Source organism: Pseudogemmobacter faecipullorum (genome assembly GCF_020539525.1).
GTDB classification, from domain to species: domain Bacteria; phylum Pseudomonadota; class Alphaproteobacteria; order Rhodobacterales; family Rhodobacteraceae; genus Pseudogemmobacter; species Pseudogemmobacter faecipullorum.
The window spans coordinates 53,369-68,379 of the sequence record NZ_JACDXX010000001.1; the positions used below are offsets into that span (position 1 = coordinate 53,369).

Consider the following 15,011-nt stretch of genomic DNA (forward strand, 5'->3'; position numbering starts at 1 on the left):
ATGACTGCCGCCCCGGGGTTTGCCTGCGCCTTAGCCGGCGCAGTCTTTCTCGGTTCCAGCGCCCGGCAGATGCAGGATACGCGGAGCTTCTTTCGCCGCCGCCGTGCCCCGGCCCGAAAGCGAAGGGTTTTCCATAAAGAAGCGGTGGCAGTTAAACAGGCTTTCCGCCGGTTTGCTCCTGAGATCACGGCTGTAGCGGCCATCCGGGCTCAGCACCCAGCTCTGCGCCTCATCGGCCAGATTGGCCGCCATGATCTGCGACAGGATCTGGCTTTTCACCGTCGGATTATTGGCCTCGACCAGGGTCTCGACCCGGCGTGTCAGATTGCGCCCCATCCAGTCAGCCGAAGACAGGAAGACCCGCGCCTGCTGGGCCGGCAGGCCATGGCCATTGCCGAAACAGACGATGCGCGAATGTTCGAGGAAGCGTCCGACGATGGATTTGACCCGGATATTCTCGGACAGGCCCCGCACCCCGGGGCGCAGCCCGCAGATGCCGCGGATCACCAGGCTGATTTTCACCCCGGCCTGGCTGGCTGCGTAAAGCGCATCGATCACCTCGGGGTCGATCAGGCTGTTCATCTTGGCCCAGATCTCGGCCGGGCGCCCTGTGCGCGCATGTTCCGCCTCGGCGGCGATCAGCTCAAGCAGGCGCGGCTTCAGGGTGATCGGCGAGATTGCCAGGTTTTCCAGCCCCTGGGGCTGCACATAGCCCGACAGATAATTAAACACCCGCGTCGCATCGCGCCCCAGCGCCGCATCACAGGTGAAGAAGGACAGATCGGTGTAAATCCGGGCAGTGATCGGATGGTAATTGCCGGTGCCGTAATGGGTATAGGTGACAAGGCTGTCGCCCTCGCGCCGTACCACGGTCGAGATTTTCGCATGGGTCTTCAGCGTCATAAAGCCGTAAACCACATGCGCCCCGGCACGTTCGAGCCGGCGCGACTGCCGGATATTCGCCGCCTCATCAAACCGGGCCTTCAGCTCAACCAGCGCAGTCACCGATTTACCGGATTCGGCGGCCTCGCACAAAGCCGAGACAATCGGGCTGTCCCAGGAGGTGCGGTAGAGCGTCTGTTTGATCGCCAGCACATTGGGGTCACGCGCGGCCTGCTCGAGGAAGCGGATCACCGTGTCAAAGCTTTCGTAAGGATGATGCAGCAGCATATCCTTTTGCTTGATCGCGGCGAAAATATTGCCGTCATGATCGCGCAGCCGTTCGGGCACACGCGGGGTGAAGGGCGGCCAGAGCAGATCGGGGCGCGAATTCAGCACAAGGTCTTTCAGATCCGAGACCCCGATCAGACCCCGCACCTCAATCACCTCATCCTCATCGGCATCGATCTCTTCCATGATCAGCGCGCGCAGTTCAGGCGGGGCACCGGCCGAAATTTTCAGCCGGATCACCTCACCGCGACGCCGCCGCTTCAGCGCCGTCTCAAATTCGCGCACCAGATCCTCGGCCTCTTCCTCGACCTCCAGATCGCTGTCGCGCAGCACCCGGAAGGTGCAATGGCCGCGATCACTGAAACCCGGGAACAGCATATCAAGATGCAAAAGCAGCAGCTCTTCGAGCGGCAGGAAACGGTTCTCGCCCGGTTTCGCCGGCAGTGGCACGAAACGCGACAATTGCTGCGGGATCGGCAGCAGCGCGTTCAGCACACGTTTATCGGTGGTGCGCTCCAGCTCCAGCGCCAGCGAGAAACCGGTATTGGGGATGAAGGGGAAAGGATGCGCCGGATCAATCGCCAGCGGCGACAGCACCGGGAAGACATTGGAGAGGAAATACTCCTCAAGGAATTTCAGATCCCGCACCGTCAGCTTGGAGCGGGTCAGCAGGATGATCCCCTCGCCCTCCATCTCGCTGCGCAGCTTCTTGAACGTGGTCTGCTGCACCTGCATCAGCCGCCGCGCCTCAGCGGCGATCAGCACCAGCTGTTCGGCGGGGGTGCGGCCATCCTCAGAAATGACGCTGTTGCCGGTGCGTTTCAAGGCCCGCAGCCCGGCCACCCGCACGGTGTAGAATTCATCAATATTGGTGGCCGAGATCGACAGAAAGCGCAGCCGCTCCAGCAAGGGCACGGCGGGATTGACCGCTTCTTCCAGCACCCGCCAGTTAAACGCCAGCCAGCTCAGCTCACGGTTGAAGAACCGCCTCGGGCCGCCCACCTCCACATCAGGCAGCGCTACCGGAGCGGGAATGGCGGTCTTAAGAAAATCTGCCTGGGTCATAGCGGGGATATACGTTCGCGATCCGGTTTTGGGTGTGAAGTTTTTGTAACAGACTGGTAACGTTTTTTCTAAGGCGATATCATTTCTTCGAGCACTTCGGCGGCGAGGCGCAGCCCCGGCCCGGTGCCCCGCGCCAGAGCCAGCTCATCCATCCGCGCCACCAGCCGCCGCGCCGCGCCGAAAGAGCGCGGCATCCGCGCCAGCAGCCAGGGGATCAGCTGCGGTGCGGGCTGCAGCTGGCGGTCGGCGAAAAGTTTATGCAGCACGCCCTGCAGCAAAGGGTCATCGGGCAGATCGATCCGGGTCAGACCGGCCGATTGCAGGCGCGACAGCAGATCCGGCTGCACCAGCCCCCAGTCACGCGGCGGGACCGAAGCGGTGACCAGGAGCCGCCCGCCCGGGATCAGAAAATTATGCAGGTGAAACAAAGCCTCCTCGCCGGCGCGGTAGCCGACCAGCTCCTGGGCATTTTCCACCGCCACCCGCCCGGCCGCGGCCAGTTCCGGCAGATCGGCCAGCGGCAGCTCGCGCGCCGGCAGGCGAATGGCCCCGGCCTCGGCCGCCCAGATCGCCGCCAGATGACTTTTGCCCGAGCCTTCCGGCCCGGTCAGAACCATTTTGCCGTCCGGCCAGTTTCGCCAGTCGTCCATCACGGCGAGCGGCAGTGCAGTTGCGGGGGTGACCATGTAATGCCGCCGGGTAAAATTCTCGCGCGGCGGCAGATCAAAGGTCAGCTGCTGGCTCACCAGTCACCGCCCTCTGGCGGTGGAGTATCGCCATGAAACAAGGTGCTGGTCTGATACTGGCCGACCGCAAAACGCACCAGCACCCCGATCACCGCCGCCACCGGCACCGCCACCAGCATGCCGACAAAGCCAAAGAGCGAGCCGAAAGCCGCCAGCGCCAGCAGCAGCCAGACCGGATGCAGCCCGACCGACTGGCCGACCAGTTTCGGCGTCAGCACATTGCCTTCCAGGAACTGGCCCACGGCAAAGATCGCCACGATCACCCCGATATGCAGCCATTCGCCCCAGAACTGGAACAGAGCGAGGCCAATCGCCAAAGTGCCGCCCACCAGGGCGCCGACATAGGGGATGAAGGTGATCGCCCCGGCAATCGCCCCCACCACCAGACCGAACTGCAGCCCGGCCAGCATCAGCGCCACCGAGTAAAAGGCCCCCAGCGCCAGGCAGACGGTGAACTGGCCGCGAATAAAGCCCGCGAGCGTCTCATCAATATCGCGGAAAATCTGGCGCAGCGCCGGTGCATGCTGGCGCGGCAGCAGAGCATCGGCCCGGGCGACCATCTTGTCCCAGTCGAGCAGCATATAGAATGTGACCACCGGCACGATCAGCAGGAACACCACGATCGAGACCGCGCCAAAGGCGGTGGTGATCACCCCATTGGCCAGCTCGCCGCCGCGCGCCTTAATGGTCTCACCGATCTCGGCCAGGGTCTGGCGCATGGTCGAGGTCGAATCGGCCAGATCCGGGAAGCGCTCCATCATGAACCCCTGCAGCCGCTTGGAGATTTCGGGCGCAGCTTCGACCAGCGCCGTCAGCTGATTGAACAAAGTCGGAATGATCGCCAGCACGAGGGCGACAAATATCAGCAGCGCGCCAAGCGCGATCACCGTGGTCGCCTTCACCCGCGATAACCCCCAGCGCTGCAGACGATCAGCAATAGGATCAAGGAAATAGGCGATGGCAGTGCCGAGGATGAAGGGCAAAAGCACATCGCCGAGCAGCCAGAGCATCAGCAGCACCAGCAGGGCCGCAATTCCCCAGTATCTGGCCTGGGCCCCGAGGGTTGACGGCCGCCGCAGCGGGGCGGGGGCGGGCTTGCAGACAGGCTCAGACATCACAACCTCGGTTCAAATTCACCGCGAGGATAATGCCCGGCCCGGCCTCAGGCGCAAGGGCAGAAGGGGAAAAGCGTCAGTCATCAAACGGCCAGCCGTGGAGACCGTGATAGTCGCGCCATTGACCCGTTTGCCCGACGGCACTGTATCGAACACAGCCCGGCGGCCATGCCGCTGATCAGCGTCAGCAGGAAAATCATAAAAGCCACGGATCCCGGGCTGAGACCGGAGAGTGGAAGGCTGAAGGTCATGAAAATGCATCCCGGCTGAATCCCCCCATCCTGGCCCCATATCCGGCCGCTGCATAGGCGCCAGGCTGAGGCTTCTCTTGCCCGGCAGGCCCCCGCGCGCTAGGTGTTTGGCCAAATCCTGCTCTCATGAGGCCACCATGCGTCTGTCGCGCTATTTCCTGCCCGTTCTGAAAGAAGACCCGAAAGAGGCGCAGATCGTTTCGCACCGCTACATGCTGCGTGCGGGCATGATCAAACAGCAGGCCGCCGGGATCTATTCCTGGTTGCCGCTGGGTCTGCGCGTGCTGAACCGCATCCAGCAGATCGTCAATGAAGAGCAGATCCGCGCCGGCCATATCCCGGTGCTGATGCCGACCATGCAGCCCGCCGATCTGTGGCGCGAATCTGGCCGTTACGACGATTACGGCGCCGAGATGCTGCGCATCAAAGACCGCCATGAGCGCGATATGCTGTTCGGGCCGACCAATGAGGAGATGATCACCGACATCTTCCGCGCCCATGTGAACAGCTACAAAGACCTGCCGCTGACGCTCTACCAGATCCAGTGGAAATTCCGCGACGAGACCCGCCCGCGCTTTGGCGTGATGCGCGGGCGCGAATTCCTGATGAAGGACGGCTATAATTTCGACGTCGATAAAGCTTCGGCGCTGCATGCCTATAACCGCCATATGGTCAGCTATCTGCGCACCTATGAGCGTATGGGCCTGACCGCGATCCCGATGCGTGCCGACAGTGGCCCGATCGGCGGTGATGACACCCATGAATTCCTGGTACTCGCCAATACCGGCGAGAGCGAGGTCTTCTATGACGACCGCGTCACCGCGCTGAAACTGGGCGATCGTGAGGTCGATTTCGACAATCGCGACGAGGTTCTCGGCGTGTGCAAAGAATTCACCACCCTCTATGCCCGTACCGATGAGACCCATGATGCGGCTCTGTTCGAGCAGATCCCGGACCAGCACCGCAAGGTCGGGCGCGGCATCGAGGTTGGCCAGATTTTCTATTTCGGCACCAAATATTCCGAGGCCATGGGCGCGACTGTCGTGACCAAAGACGGCAATAAGGTTCCGGTCGAGATGGGCTCGCACGGGATCGGCGTCTCGCGCCTGCTCGGCGCGATCATCGAGGCCAGCCATGACGAGAAGGGCATCATCTGGCCCGAGGGCGTCACCCCCTTCCCGGTCGGCATCGTCAATCTCAAACAAGGCGATGCCGCGACCGATGCGGCCTGCGCCGAACTTGAGAAAGCGCTGCTGAAGCAGGGACTTGAGCCGCTTTATGACGACCGCGATGAGCGCGCCGGCGCGAAATTCGCCACGATGGATCTGATCGGCCTGCCCTGGCGCATCACCGTCGGCCCGCGTGGTCTGGCCAATGGCGTGGTCGAGCTGACCTCGCGCCGCAGCGGGGAAAGCGAAGAGCTGACGGCCGAGGCAGCGGTAGCGAAACTGGTCGGGATCTACGCCGCCCACCGCTGAGCGGGCGACGCCCCCCGGGCCCTGAGATCTGAAAGCCCCCTGCGCAGCCGCGACAGGGGGCTTTTTTCTGTCACTTTGCGGCACTCCAGCTCTGGCCGCTGCGCATTGCCTCCAGCGCCTGCATCACCGCCGCATGATCCTCCAGCGGCAGCAGTCTTGGATCCTGTGGCCTGCTCAGGAAAGCGCGGGTCTGCGCCAGCAGCCCGGGCTTGAAGGCCTGATCCTCGTGATCCTCCAGCGCCACCTCGGTTTCGGCAAAGCTGGCATGGCTCTGCAGCCGCAGCTTCTCCAGCGGCTGGAAGATCAGCCGATGCGCGCGGGTGACCACCTCTACCCCCCAGCGCCCCGGCCCGATCCAGTTGGCATGCCAGGCCAGGTGACAGCCCGAGCGGCTGATGCCATGACCGGTGAAAATCCCGGCCTGCGGGTCAATCACCGATCCCCCTGCCACTGCAGAGTGCAGCGAGGCCGGGAGACCCGCGAAATAGAGCGCCAGATCAACCACATGGGTTGAATTGCCATAAAACCAGGTTGTCAGCTCGCGCGCGGGCTTGCCCAGAGCGGCAATGCGATGCGCCGGTTCAGAAAAGTTGAAGAATACCGAGAGCGCCCCGCCATCTGCGGCGATGATCCGGTCCGCCGCCGCCACCGAGGCGAGGAAGCGCCGGTTATAGGCCACCCAGGCCCGCGCCCCCGCGCTCCGCATGGCCTGCAGCAGGTCCGCCATCTCGCGCAGATCCAGCGCCGCAGGTTTCTCGATCAGCACCCGCCGGATACCATGCCCTGGCAGCATGGCGCTGACCGCGGCAAGATTGCGGGCATTCACCGCGACAATCGCCTGATCAGGCAGAGCGCCGGTACCCTGCGCCTGCAATGCCGCCAGCTGATCCGGCAATGGCCCGCTGCCGGCCTTAAGGCCGGTCGCAGCCTCAAACCGGGCGGCAGATTCCGCGCCCCGCCCCAGCACCACCGGCTCGACGTTCAGGGATTTCAGCACCTTAGAGTAATCAATCGCCATCTGCCCTGCCCCGATCAGCAAGATCCGCTCTGGCAGCGCTGACCTGACACTATCTTTCATCTCGCCTCACTCCCGGCCCTTCTGAGGGCACGGCTCTGTTAAATACGGAAGACCTCAAACGGCCCTTCCAGCACCAGCCGCTCTGGCAATTCCGCCGCAGGACGCAAAGCCCCGGCGCTGTTCAGCAATTTGTCGACCGAGGCGATCAGCGGCTCTTCCGGCCCGGTCACAAACTGCGGCTCTTCGGCAACAAAGCGCGCGACACTGCGGCGCGCCGGGCCGGGATCTTCCAGAAAGGCCGCAAGCGCCGCCTTCAGGCTTGGCGCATCCCGGTAGAGCGGGCCGCCATAAACCTCATTCTGGTTCAGCGGGTAATTCTCGGCACCGCTGGCGATGCAGAACACCGGCTTGCCCATGATCGCGGCCTCGGTGGCGGTCGCACTATAGCAGGTCAGCACCAGATCCGAGGCCTCGATCGCCTCAGTCGCGCCGCCGCTGATCAGGTGCAGACGATCCGACAGCCCCGCTGCGGCGGCGATTGACAGAAACATATCGGCCCGGGCTGAACCCTCTTCGGGATGAAGCTTCAGCAAAATCGAAATCCCCGGCAGGGCGGCACAGGCCGTGACCACGCTCTGCCAGACTTCGGCCATCTGTGCCTGATGCGAGGGTTGCGAAAAGAAGGTGACGCTGATCCGGTCCGGCGCAAAACTCAGGCCAGGGTTTTTCCCGGCCAGCGCCAGACGGGCCGCCTGCTGCGCCGCCACAGGATCGCGGCCCGGCTCGAGGGTCAGACGCGGGGCACCGATGACATCCACCCGCTCTGCCGGGACACCGAAATCTTTCTCGGCCGCCTGACGGAAATAGCCCGAGATCACCCCATAACGATCCGTCGGGATTTTGCAGTAGCGGCAATAGGCCCCGTTCAGCCCATGCGGCTCAAGCGCAAGGCTTGGAATGCCAAAATGCCGGGCCGCCGCCGCCGCCATGGCGGCAAAGGCCGGTCTGAAAGGCGAGATGACCACTGCCTGCGGCGGACGCCCCTCATCGCACATCAGCTGCAGCCAGCCACGCAGCATAAACCAGTGGCGATAGCTGCCGAGCAGGGCCTTCATCTCGATCATGGCCGCATTATCTTCCAGCACTTTCACCACATGCGGGCTGCGCCCCTCGCGGATCATGCGCCGGCGCACCTGGTCGAGCAGGGCCTGGGCCATAGAGCTCAGCAGGTCATGACTGGCCTCAGGCTCGGCCAGCAGCTGAACCCGGGCGGCCGCCGGCATCTCGCCCGCCGAAGCACTGGCAAAGAAAGCCCGCAGATCCTTGCCCACAAAGCCGGTCAGCTGGGTGTAATGGCGATCGAGCATCGCCAGCCAGGCGGCCGAAGAGCTGTTATAGGCCGCCACTGCGGTGGAAATATAAAGAATACGAGGCTTTCCCGCCGCCTCTGTCGCCGGAAAGCGGCGCATCTGGGCGATAGATTCCTGCAGATCTGCGGCCATCTCTGCCATGAACCCCGCCCCCGAGGCACCGCGGCGCAGGCGGGGAAACTCAACCGCTGCAAGTTCGGTCTCAGGCGGCGCAAAGGCCTGGCTGACCTGCTCACGCAAAGCCGACCGCCGGGCCGCCTGGTCCTGCAGTGTCACGAATTCAAGGCGCGGATCCTCGGTCAGCCCGGGCACAGAGGCGAAATAGCGCAGCAGTGACGCCGTGCTTTTCACCTCCTGCGAGGCGATGATGATCTGATCAAACTCTGGCGCCTGCAGGTAATCCTCTACTGCGGCAAACTGCAGCGCGGGGAAGAACAAAGTATCGGCCAGCTGCAGGGTCGCATAGGGCCGGGCCTCCTGCAGGGCGGCCCCGGTCAGCTCCTCCATCGCGGTCAAAATCTCCTCGGCGGCGCGCCAGGTCTCCTCATGGAGCGCATGATATTGCCGCGAGAAACGGGTGATCCGGCTGCGCGCATGGGCCACGATAATCTCAGCGGGGCGCGCATGCAGCGCCAGATCCTCGATGGCACTGCTGCGACCGTAGAGATTGGCGGGCGCGATCAGGGTGACTTTGTCTGCGCCCTCGAACAGCAGCGAAAGCCGGCGCATATCGGTCAGCCCGTCGGTAAAGATCAGCCGGTGCTGCGCCGGGCGCCGCGAGGGCGCCAGATCAACGGTGCCGGTCTCGGGCAGCGGCGCGTCAGACAGCACCATGGCCTGAGCATCCAGCAGCCGGTTGAAAGCGGCGCGATCGCGCGGCAGGCAGGCCCGCGCCAGCTTCTCATAGCCGCGCCGCTCTTCCTCGCTCAGCAGGAAAGCCACCGCCGCCATGACATCAGCGCAAAACGCTGTCGATTGCCGCATACGCCGGCTCAGCTCGCCACTGGCGCTCAGATCCGCGCTCAGCAGCGCGTCGCGCAGCATGGCGCGGACCAGACCAGAGCGGGCCATCAGCGACAGCGCCATGCAATGCACCGCAGAATAATGCTTCAGCGTTTTGCCGACAAAATCCCGCAGCAGCTGCGGATTATCCTGTGCCGCGAGCACAAAAATCCGGTCCTCGATTTCGGGCCAGCGATGCGCGTTGCTATGGCTCCAGAACCAGGAGTTTCCGGCCTCAAAACTACGGCTGTCGGCCCTGGCCTGGCGGCGCAGCAGCAGGCGGCGGCGCAGATCCTCGGGCAGCACACGGCGCAGCCCCCGGCGCAGCACCGATCTGGCCCCGCCGAGCAGAGGGCCGCTGCCCGCCTGTTTCATCATCGCCGCGAGACGCAGGTTTTTGCGGATTGCCAGTGTCACACTCATCCCTCCTGATCGGGCTTAAACCCGTCCGCGCAAAATCATAAACGCCTCTGCCGCTTCTGATCCCGAGGCCGCCCCCCGCAGCTGGGCCTGGGCGCGCAGAGCGGTTTCGCTGCGCGGGAAGGGAAAGGCGTGAAATTCTCCGTCAAAATGCCGCGTCATGGCCAGTTTACGCTCGAGCTGGCCCGAGATGTCGACAAAAAGATCGGGGCGGAAGGCCGGAGCCTGCTGCAGCCCGGCATCGGTTTCCGACAGGGTCTCATAGACGAGCGTCCAGCGCACCGAAGGATAGCGGAACCATTTTGAACAGGCCGCACCGGCATCATGCACCACCTGGTGATCGCTATGCGCATCGCCCCGGTGCGGCAGCAAAATAACCTCGGGCTGTACTTCGGCCACCACCTGGCCCAGAGCCGCCACCACATCGCCCAGCGGCAGGGTATCGAGCCGCGCTGTCGGCAGGCCGAGCCGGTGCACCGCGGCAAAGCCGTAATCCGCGGCCACGGCGGCAATCTCGCGGTCGCGCTTTGCAATCCGCCCGGCGGGCCAGCCCTCTTCGGGGCGCATCGTGGTGACGATCAGCCAATGGATCGCCCGCCCCGCGGCGGCCGCGCGCAGCAACAGCCCGCCCGCGCCCAGGGTTTCATCATCGGGATGGGGCGCGATCACCAGGACCGGACCGCCTGCAGCCGGATCAAACATCGCTATCCCCCATTACGAAACGTTTATGCAGCAGCCGCGCATCGACCGGGCTGTCGCGCAGAATATCGGCGATGCGGCGGCTGGCCTTGCCATCGCCGTAAGGGGTGTCACAGCAGGCCACCCGGTCACGAAAGGCCTGGTCCGAACTGGCCCGGTTCAGCGCCGCCGCGATTTCAGCCGGATCATAGCCGGTGAAGATCACATTCTGCGCATGTTCGCGGTCGCGCTGGCGGCGGCCGATATTGACCACCGGCAGGCCCAGCGTCGGCGCCTCAAGGATCCCGGCCGAGGAATTGCCGATCATCGCTGTCGCATGGCGCAGCAAATTCACAAAGACCCGGCGCTCCAGGAAGGTAAACAGCTTCACCCGGTCACAGTCGCGCGCCAGCTGGTTCAGCCCGGCCTGCACCGCATCCGAGCCCGGATCGGTATTCGGGGCCATCGCCGCCACCCGCAGCCCGCTCTCGCTCAGCACCTTTGCAATCGCCTGGATATGGGCCGAAGCCGCATCGAAATCGGTGATGGTGGGATGGTAGAGCAAAACCACATAGGGCGCCCCCGCCCAGCCCGCACCAAGCGCCGCATCCAGCTCGGCCCGGGTCATCACCGGCGTCGAGATCAGCCGGTCGAGACCGCTTGCCCCCACCACATTGATCCGCCAGGCCTCCTCACCCAGAGCGCGCAGGCGTCGGCCCGAAAGTTCGGTGGTCGCCATATGCAGATGCGCCAGCTTCGAGACCGCATGCCGGATCGGGTTATCGACATTGCCATCCTCGGCATGATCACCGCCGCCGATATGTACGATAGGGATATGGTGATAGCTGGCGGCAATGGCCCCCGCCATCGGCTCTTCGCGGTCGCCCATCACCACCAGCATATCGGGCCGGTTCATCGCGAAAAGATCGGTCATGCCCGCCAGCTGCAGCCCCAGGCCCTTCACCCGTCCCGCCAGACCATCCGAGGCCAGAAGCGAATCGATCCGCGCCACGATGTTAAACCCGTCCGCCTCGATCTGGCGCACCGAATAGCCGTGGCGCGCGCCCAGATGCGCGCCGGTGACAATCACCCCGGCCTCCAGCCCCGGCGTGTCATTTATCGCCCCGATCACCGGGGCCAGAATGTCATATTCCGAGCGGATGCCGGTCAGGATATGGATCTTTTTGGCTGCTTGCATCGCTGGTCTCCGGGGTCATTCTTGTCAGATCGTCATCGGCCTCGGGCGCGCGCGCGCAGTCTCAGGCCCGGCTTCGCCCCGGCGCTAGCTGACCGGACAGGGGTCATCTGTGGCATTCGACAAGCCCAGCCAGGGGCGCAAAGCGTTCAGATAGATCCGGTGCTGACGCGCCGAAGCCGCATAGGGGGTCAGCGCGCTGCCCCGGCCCTGAAACAGCCCCTCATAGAGATCGGGCATGCCCGAGACGAAGCGGATGCCAAAGGGCGTGACCGCTCCTGCCTCGCTCAGAGTTCCGGCCCGTTCATCAAGCCTGAGCACCGCGCCGCCCTGCGGCTGCAGAGTCACGCCGATCTCCAGCCCCTCACGGTTTTCGCAGAAAGCACTGAACCGGGCCCCATTGCTGAGCCTGCCCTCAACCCGGCCGAAAATCTCGATGTAATCACCACGTTTTGAGCTGACAGTCGCAGGCTCCAGCCCCGAGAAATCCAGCGAGACCAGCTCGGCCTGGTTCAGAAACTCGGCCAGATCGAGGAAATGCACGAGGTTTGAGGCAAGGCCATAGCTGCTGCCCGCAACCGCCAGATCGACCGGGATGCCGGTGCTGGCAAAACGCGCCTGCAGCCGGTGATAATCGGCAAAGCCACGACGGCCGCAGTTCACATAGCCCGCGATCCCCTGCCGGGCGAGCCGGGCCCCGACCTCATCGAGATCGCGCAAAGTGGTGAACAGCACTTTTTCAAAGATCACCGCAGCGGGGCGGGTCACGGCGCATAAATCCTCCCAGGCGGCGCGGCGATGCAGGCTGCCGGTCGCGATCACTGCCAGCCCGACCTCTGCCGGAACCCCGGCCTCGGCCAGCGAGGCAGCGAGGGCAAAACGGTGCCGCCCCTTTGCGCTTTCCTCCCCGATCAGCGCCTGAATGCGCGGATGCAGCGCCAGCACCGGCTCGATGATAAAAATCTGCACCGGAATCGCCATTGAGGCCAGGGCCTGAAGATGGCGAAAGCCGATATTGCCACATCCCATCAGCACCACACTGGCGCTGGTCTGCCCGCTGTCTCTCCGCACGCTTGCCTGCCTCCCTTGTATCAGGGTTACTTTTTACGTCGCCTCAGCCCGCTGCTGCCGCCTCTTGCATCAGCATCTCGACCAGGCGGAAATCGATCTCACTGTCGATATCGACCGAGCGTTCGCGCGGCATATCGTAAAGCCGCACCCGGCCGGACCAGACCCCGTAAGACAGGGTGGCGCGATGCCAGACATAGACCGAGCCATTCATCGCCCAGACCGGCGGTGCCGCCTGGCGTGACAGCACCCGCTGGCCGTCGGGCGCGGTTTTCACCATCTGCACACAGCCATCCAGCCGCTGCTCGACCATATTGAAATAGGGATTTTTATCAGCGTGATAGCCGGTGATCACCACATCGGTCTGATCATCCAGCATCGCAATCGCCGCCGAAATATCCGAAACCCGGCGCAAAGGAGAGGTCGGATCCAGATCGACAACCCGGTCGATCTGCAGCCCGCCCGTCTCAACATGGGCGACCAGATGCTCGATCACCGGCAGCTTGCCGGCCTGCGATGTGGCCAGCTCGGCCGGGCGCAGACAGGGCACCTCTGCGCCACAGGCTGCGGCAATCTCCGCGATCTCGGGATCATCGGTCGAGAAAAACACCCGGTCAATTTCCGGACAGGCCAGGGCCTGTTCAATCGTATGCGCGATCAGCGGCCTGCCGCGCAAAAGCCGGATATTCTTACGCGGCACCCCGACCGAGCCGCCCCGGGCGCAGATTGTGCAGACGGTCGTCATTCGCTGTTCCCTCCGGCAGATCTGACCATAGCGGGCACCCCGGTGACCATGGCGCCGGGGGGGACATCGCGCAGCACCACGGCCCCCGCCCCGACCAGCGCGCCCGCGCCAATGCGGATGCCCTGGCGCAAAACGGCTCCGGCCCCGATCAGCACGTCGCGGCCCAGCCCGACCCCGCCGGTCAGCCTGGCCCCGCTGGCGATGTGGCAATTTTCGCCGGTGCTGCTGTCATGCTCGCACAGACTCTGGCTGTTCATGATCGTAGCCGGCCCGAGCCGTGCCGCGGCACTGACCACCGCGCCCGCAGCGATGAAACTGCCCGCACCGATGCTGGCCGAGGCTGAAATGACCGCCGCCGGATGGCTGATCACCGGCAGATCGGCGCCGGTCTGGCGCAACCGCGCCAGAACCCCGGCCCGCCGCGCCGCGCCGCGCTGATCGACAAAGCCCATCGACAAAGCCATGGCGCTGCCCCCGGCCAGCAGCGCCCGGAAAGGGTCATCGCCGAGAATGTCATCGCCGCCAAGCCAGGGGCCGAACCACTCAGCCGCGCCTGCCTCAGGCGCAACATGACCCTGGATCGTCCAGCCGCTGAGCCGGGCCGCTTCGGCGACCACTTTGGCATGGCCGCCTGCCCCGATCAGGATCAGACCGCGCCCCATACCGCACTCAGTCATGCAGATCTGCCAGGCTCAGCGGGCTGCCTTCCGCCAGGCCATGCTTCAGGCGCCGCCCGGTCACCCGCTCCAGCTCGCGCGGGTGCAGACCGGTGCCAGGGCGCAGAATGGCCAGATCTTCCGGCCGCAGCACCGCGCCCGCCGCCAGATCCCGGCGCAGAGCAATCGAGCGCCGCCCGACTTTGGCGGTCTCGCGTTCCGCCGCAGAGGGCTGTTTCACCCCAGAGCCAAGCGCCCGTTCAATCGCCCGGATCCCTGCGACAAAATCAGCGAAATCAGCGGGTTCGCTCGAGGCGCGGTGATCCGGCCCCGGCAGATCCTGCGACAAAGTGATATGTTTTTCGATAATCTCCGCGCCCCGCGCCACTGCCGCCCATGAGATGGCCGGGCCCATGGTGTGATCAGACCAGCCGACCGGCAGCGCGAAGACCGCGCGCAGAGTATCAATGGCGCGCAGATTGCAGTCTTCCGGCGCGGCCGGGTAATTTGAGACGCAATGCAGGATCGAGATCTGGTCGTTGCCCGCGCCCCGGATTGCCTCGACCGCCTCCTCAACCTCGGAAATCACCGCCATGCCAGAGGAGAGGATCACCGGCTTGCCCTTGCGGGCCAGATGGCGCAGCAGCGGCAGATGGGTCAGATCGCCCGAGCTGACCTTATAGCAATCCACCCCCACCCGTTCGAGCAGATCGGCCGCCGCCTCGCTGAAGGGGGTCGACATAAATTCAATGCCGCGCTTCCGGCAATGCGCTTTCATCGCCGCGAAATCGGCCTCGGACAGTTCCAGCGCCTTCAGCATGGCAAACTGGCCATCATCGCTGCCGGTATTGGCGACCTGATAGGCGGCTTTGCGCGCCGAGCGCGTCACCAGCTCTTCGGCAAAGAAGGTCTGAAACTTTACCGCATCCGCCCCGGCTTCGGCGGCCACATCAATCAGCTGCAGCCCCAGATCTGGGTCACCATTATGATTGACCCCGATCTCTGCGATGATCTTACAGCGTTTTTCCTGCATA

Annotated in this window: 12 protein-coding genes; 1 reads left to right on the forward strand and 11 read right to left on the reverse strand. The window is 64.3% G+C overall.

What is annotated here, in order from left to right; genetic code table 11:
* Positions 1 to 30: 30 nt before the first annotated feature.
* The 3 genes from H0485_RS00260 to H0485_RS00270 all read right to left on the reverse strand — a co-directional run bounded on the left by H0485_RS00260 (position 31) and on the right by H0485_RS00270 (position 4,096).
* Positions 31 to 2,235: an RNA degradosome polyphosphate kinase gene (locus tag H0485_RS00260; RefSeq protein ID WP_226933311.1), complete on the reverse strand. Its 2,205-nt coding sequence runs from the start codon at positions 2,233 to 2,235 to the stop codon at positions 31 to 33.
* Between the two features lie 68 nt (positions 2,236 to 2,303).
* Complete coding sequence (locus H0485_RS00265; protein WP_226933312.1) at positions 2,304 to 2,981, reverse strand: P-loop NTPase family protein; 678 nt, start codon at positions 2,979 to 2,981, stop codon at positions 2,304 to 2,306.
* Positions 2,978 to 4,096, reverse strand: a complete 1,119-nt coding sequence (locus H0485_RS00270) for an AI-2E family transporter (RefSeq protein WP_226933313.1) — start codon at positions 4,094 to 4,096, stop codon at positions 2,978 to 2,980. The genes H0485_RS00265 and H0485_RS00270 overlap by 4 nt, the downstream gene beginning before the upstream one ends.
* A 388-nt stretch (positions 4,097 to 4,484) precedes the next feature.
* Here H0485_RS00270 and proS point away from each other — a divergent pair, with 388 nt between their 5' ends.
* Positions 4,485 to 5,825 carry a proline--tRNA ligase gene (gene proS, locus H0485_RS00275; protein ID WP_226933314.1) on the forward strand — a complete coding sequence of 447 codons (1,341 nt, stop codon included), beginning with the start codon at positions 4,485 to 4,487 and terminating at the stop codon, positions 5,823 to 5,825.
* A gap of 70 nt (positions 5,826 to 5,895) precedes the next feature.
* Here the strand turns inward: proS and H0485_RS00280 are convergent, their stop codons facing one another.
* From H0485_RS00280 to neuB, 8 genes are all read right to left on the reverse strand, one after another.
* Positions 5,896 to 6,903, reverse strand: a complete 1,008-nt coding sequence (locus H0485_RS00280; RefSeq protein WP_226933315.1) for a Gfo/Idh/MocA family oxidoreductase — start codon at positions 6,901 to 6,903, stop codon at positions 5,896 to 5,898.
* Between the two features lie 38 nt (positions 6,904 to 6,941).
* A complete protein-coding gene (locus H0485_RS00285) occupies positions 6,942 to 9,632 on the reverse strand; it encodes a CDP-glycerol glycerophosphotransferase family protein (protein WP_226933316.1) in 2,691 nt (896 codons plus the stop codon).
* A gap of 21 nt (positions 9,633 to 9,653) precedes the next feature.
* On the reverse strand, positions 9,654 to 10,337 hold the full coding sequence (locus H0485_RS00290) for a PIG-L deacetylase family protein (RefSeq protein WP_226933317.1): 684 nt from the start codon (positions 10,335 to 10,337) through the stop codon (positions 9,654 to 9,656).
* Positions 10,330 to 11,511 (reverse strand): UDP-N-acetylglucosamine 2-epimerase, encoded by a 1,182-nt coding sequence (neuC, locus tag H0485_RS00295; protein ID WP_226933318.1) that lies wholly within the window; start codon positions 11,509 to 11,511, stop codon positions 10,330 to 10,332. The genes H0485_RS00290 and neuC overlap by 8 nt, the downstream gene beginning before the upstream one ends.
* Before the next feature lie 84 nt (positions 11,512 to 11,595).
* On the reverse strand, positions 11,596 to 12,579 hold the full coding sequence (locus tag H0485_RS00300; RefSeq protein WP_226933319.1) for a hypothetical protein: 984 nt from the start codon (positions 12,577 to 12,579) through the stop codon (positions 11,596 to 11,598).
* Positions 12,580 to 12,622: 43 nt separating this feature from the next.
* On the reverse strand, positions 12,623 to 13,321 hold the full coding sequence (locus tag H0485_RS00305) for an acylneuraminate cytidylyltransferase family protein (RefSeq protein WP_226933320.1): 699 nt from the start codon (positions 13,319 to 13,321) through the stop codon (positions 12,623 to 12,625).
* Positions 13,318 to 13,983, reverse strand: coding sequence for a NeuD/PglB/VioB family sugar acetyltransferase (locus H0485_RS00310; RefSeq protein WP_226933321.1), 666 nt, complete (start codon positions 13,981 to 13,983; stop codon positions 13,318 to 13,320). Before H0485_RS00310 ends, H0485_RS00305 begins: the two co-directional genes overlap by 4 nt.
* Before the next feature lie 7 nt (positions 13,984 to 13,990).
* Positions 13,991 to 15,010, reverse strand: coding sequence for an N-acetylneuraminate synthase (neuB, locus tag H0485_RS00315; RefSeq protein WP_226933322.1), 1,020 nt, complete (start codon positions 15,008 to 15,010; stop codon positions 13,991 to 13,993).
* Between the last annotated feature and the right edge of the window lies 1 nt (position 15,011).

Coding starts and splice junctions, on each gene's coding strand:
- H0485_RS00305 (WP_226933320.1), bottom strand. CDS start 13,321: ATGACGACCGTCTGCACAATCTGCGCCCGGGGCGGCTCGGTCGGGGTG.
- H0485_RS00280 (WP_226933315.1), bottom strand. CDS start 6,903: ATGAAAGATAGTGTCAGGTCAGCGCTGCCAGAGCGGATCTTGCTGATC.
- H0485_RS00290 (WP_226933317.1), bottom strand. CDS start 10,337: ATGTTTGATCCGGCTGCAGGCGGTCCGGTCCTGGTGATCGCGCCCCAT.
- H0485_RS00270 (WP_226933313.1), bottom strand. CDS start 4,096: ATGTCTGAGCCTGTCTGCAAGCCCGCCCCCGCCCCGCTGCGGCGGCCG.
- H0485_RS00260 (WP_226933311.1), bottom strand. CDS start 2,235: ATGACCCAGGCAGATTTTCTTAAGACCGCCATTCCCGCTCCGGTAGCG.
- neuB (WP_226933322.1), bottom strand. CDS start 15,010: ATGCAGGAAAAACGCTGTAAGATCATCGCAGAGATCGGGGTCAATCAT.
- neuC (WP_226933318.1), bottom strand. CDS start 11,511: ATGCAAGCAGCCAAAAAGATCCATATCCTGACCGGCATCCGCTCGGAA.
- proS (WP_226933314.1), top strand. CDS start 4,485: ATGCGTCTGTCGCGCTATTTCCTGCCCGTTCTGAAAGAAGACCCGAAA.
- H0485_RS00310 (WP_226933321.1), bottom strand. CDS start 13,983: ATGGGGCGCGGTCTGATCCTGATCGGGGCAGGCGGCCATGCCAAAGTG.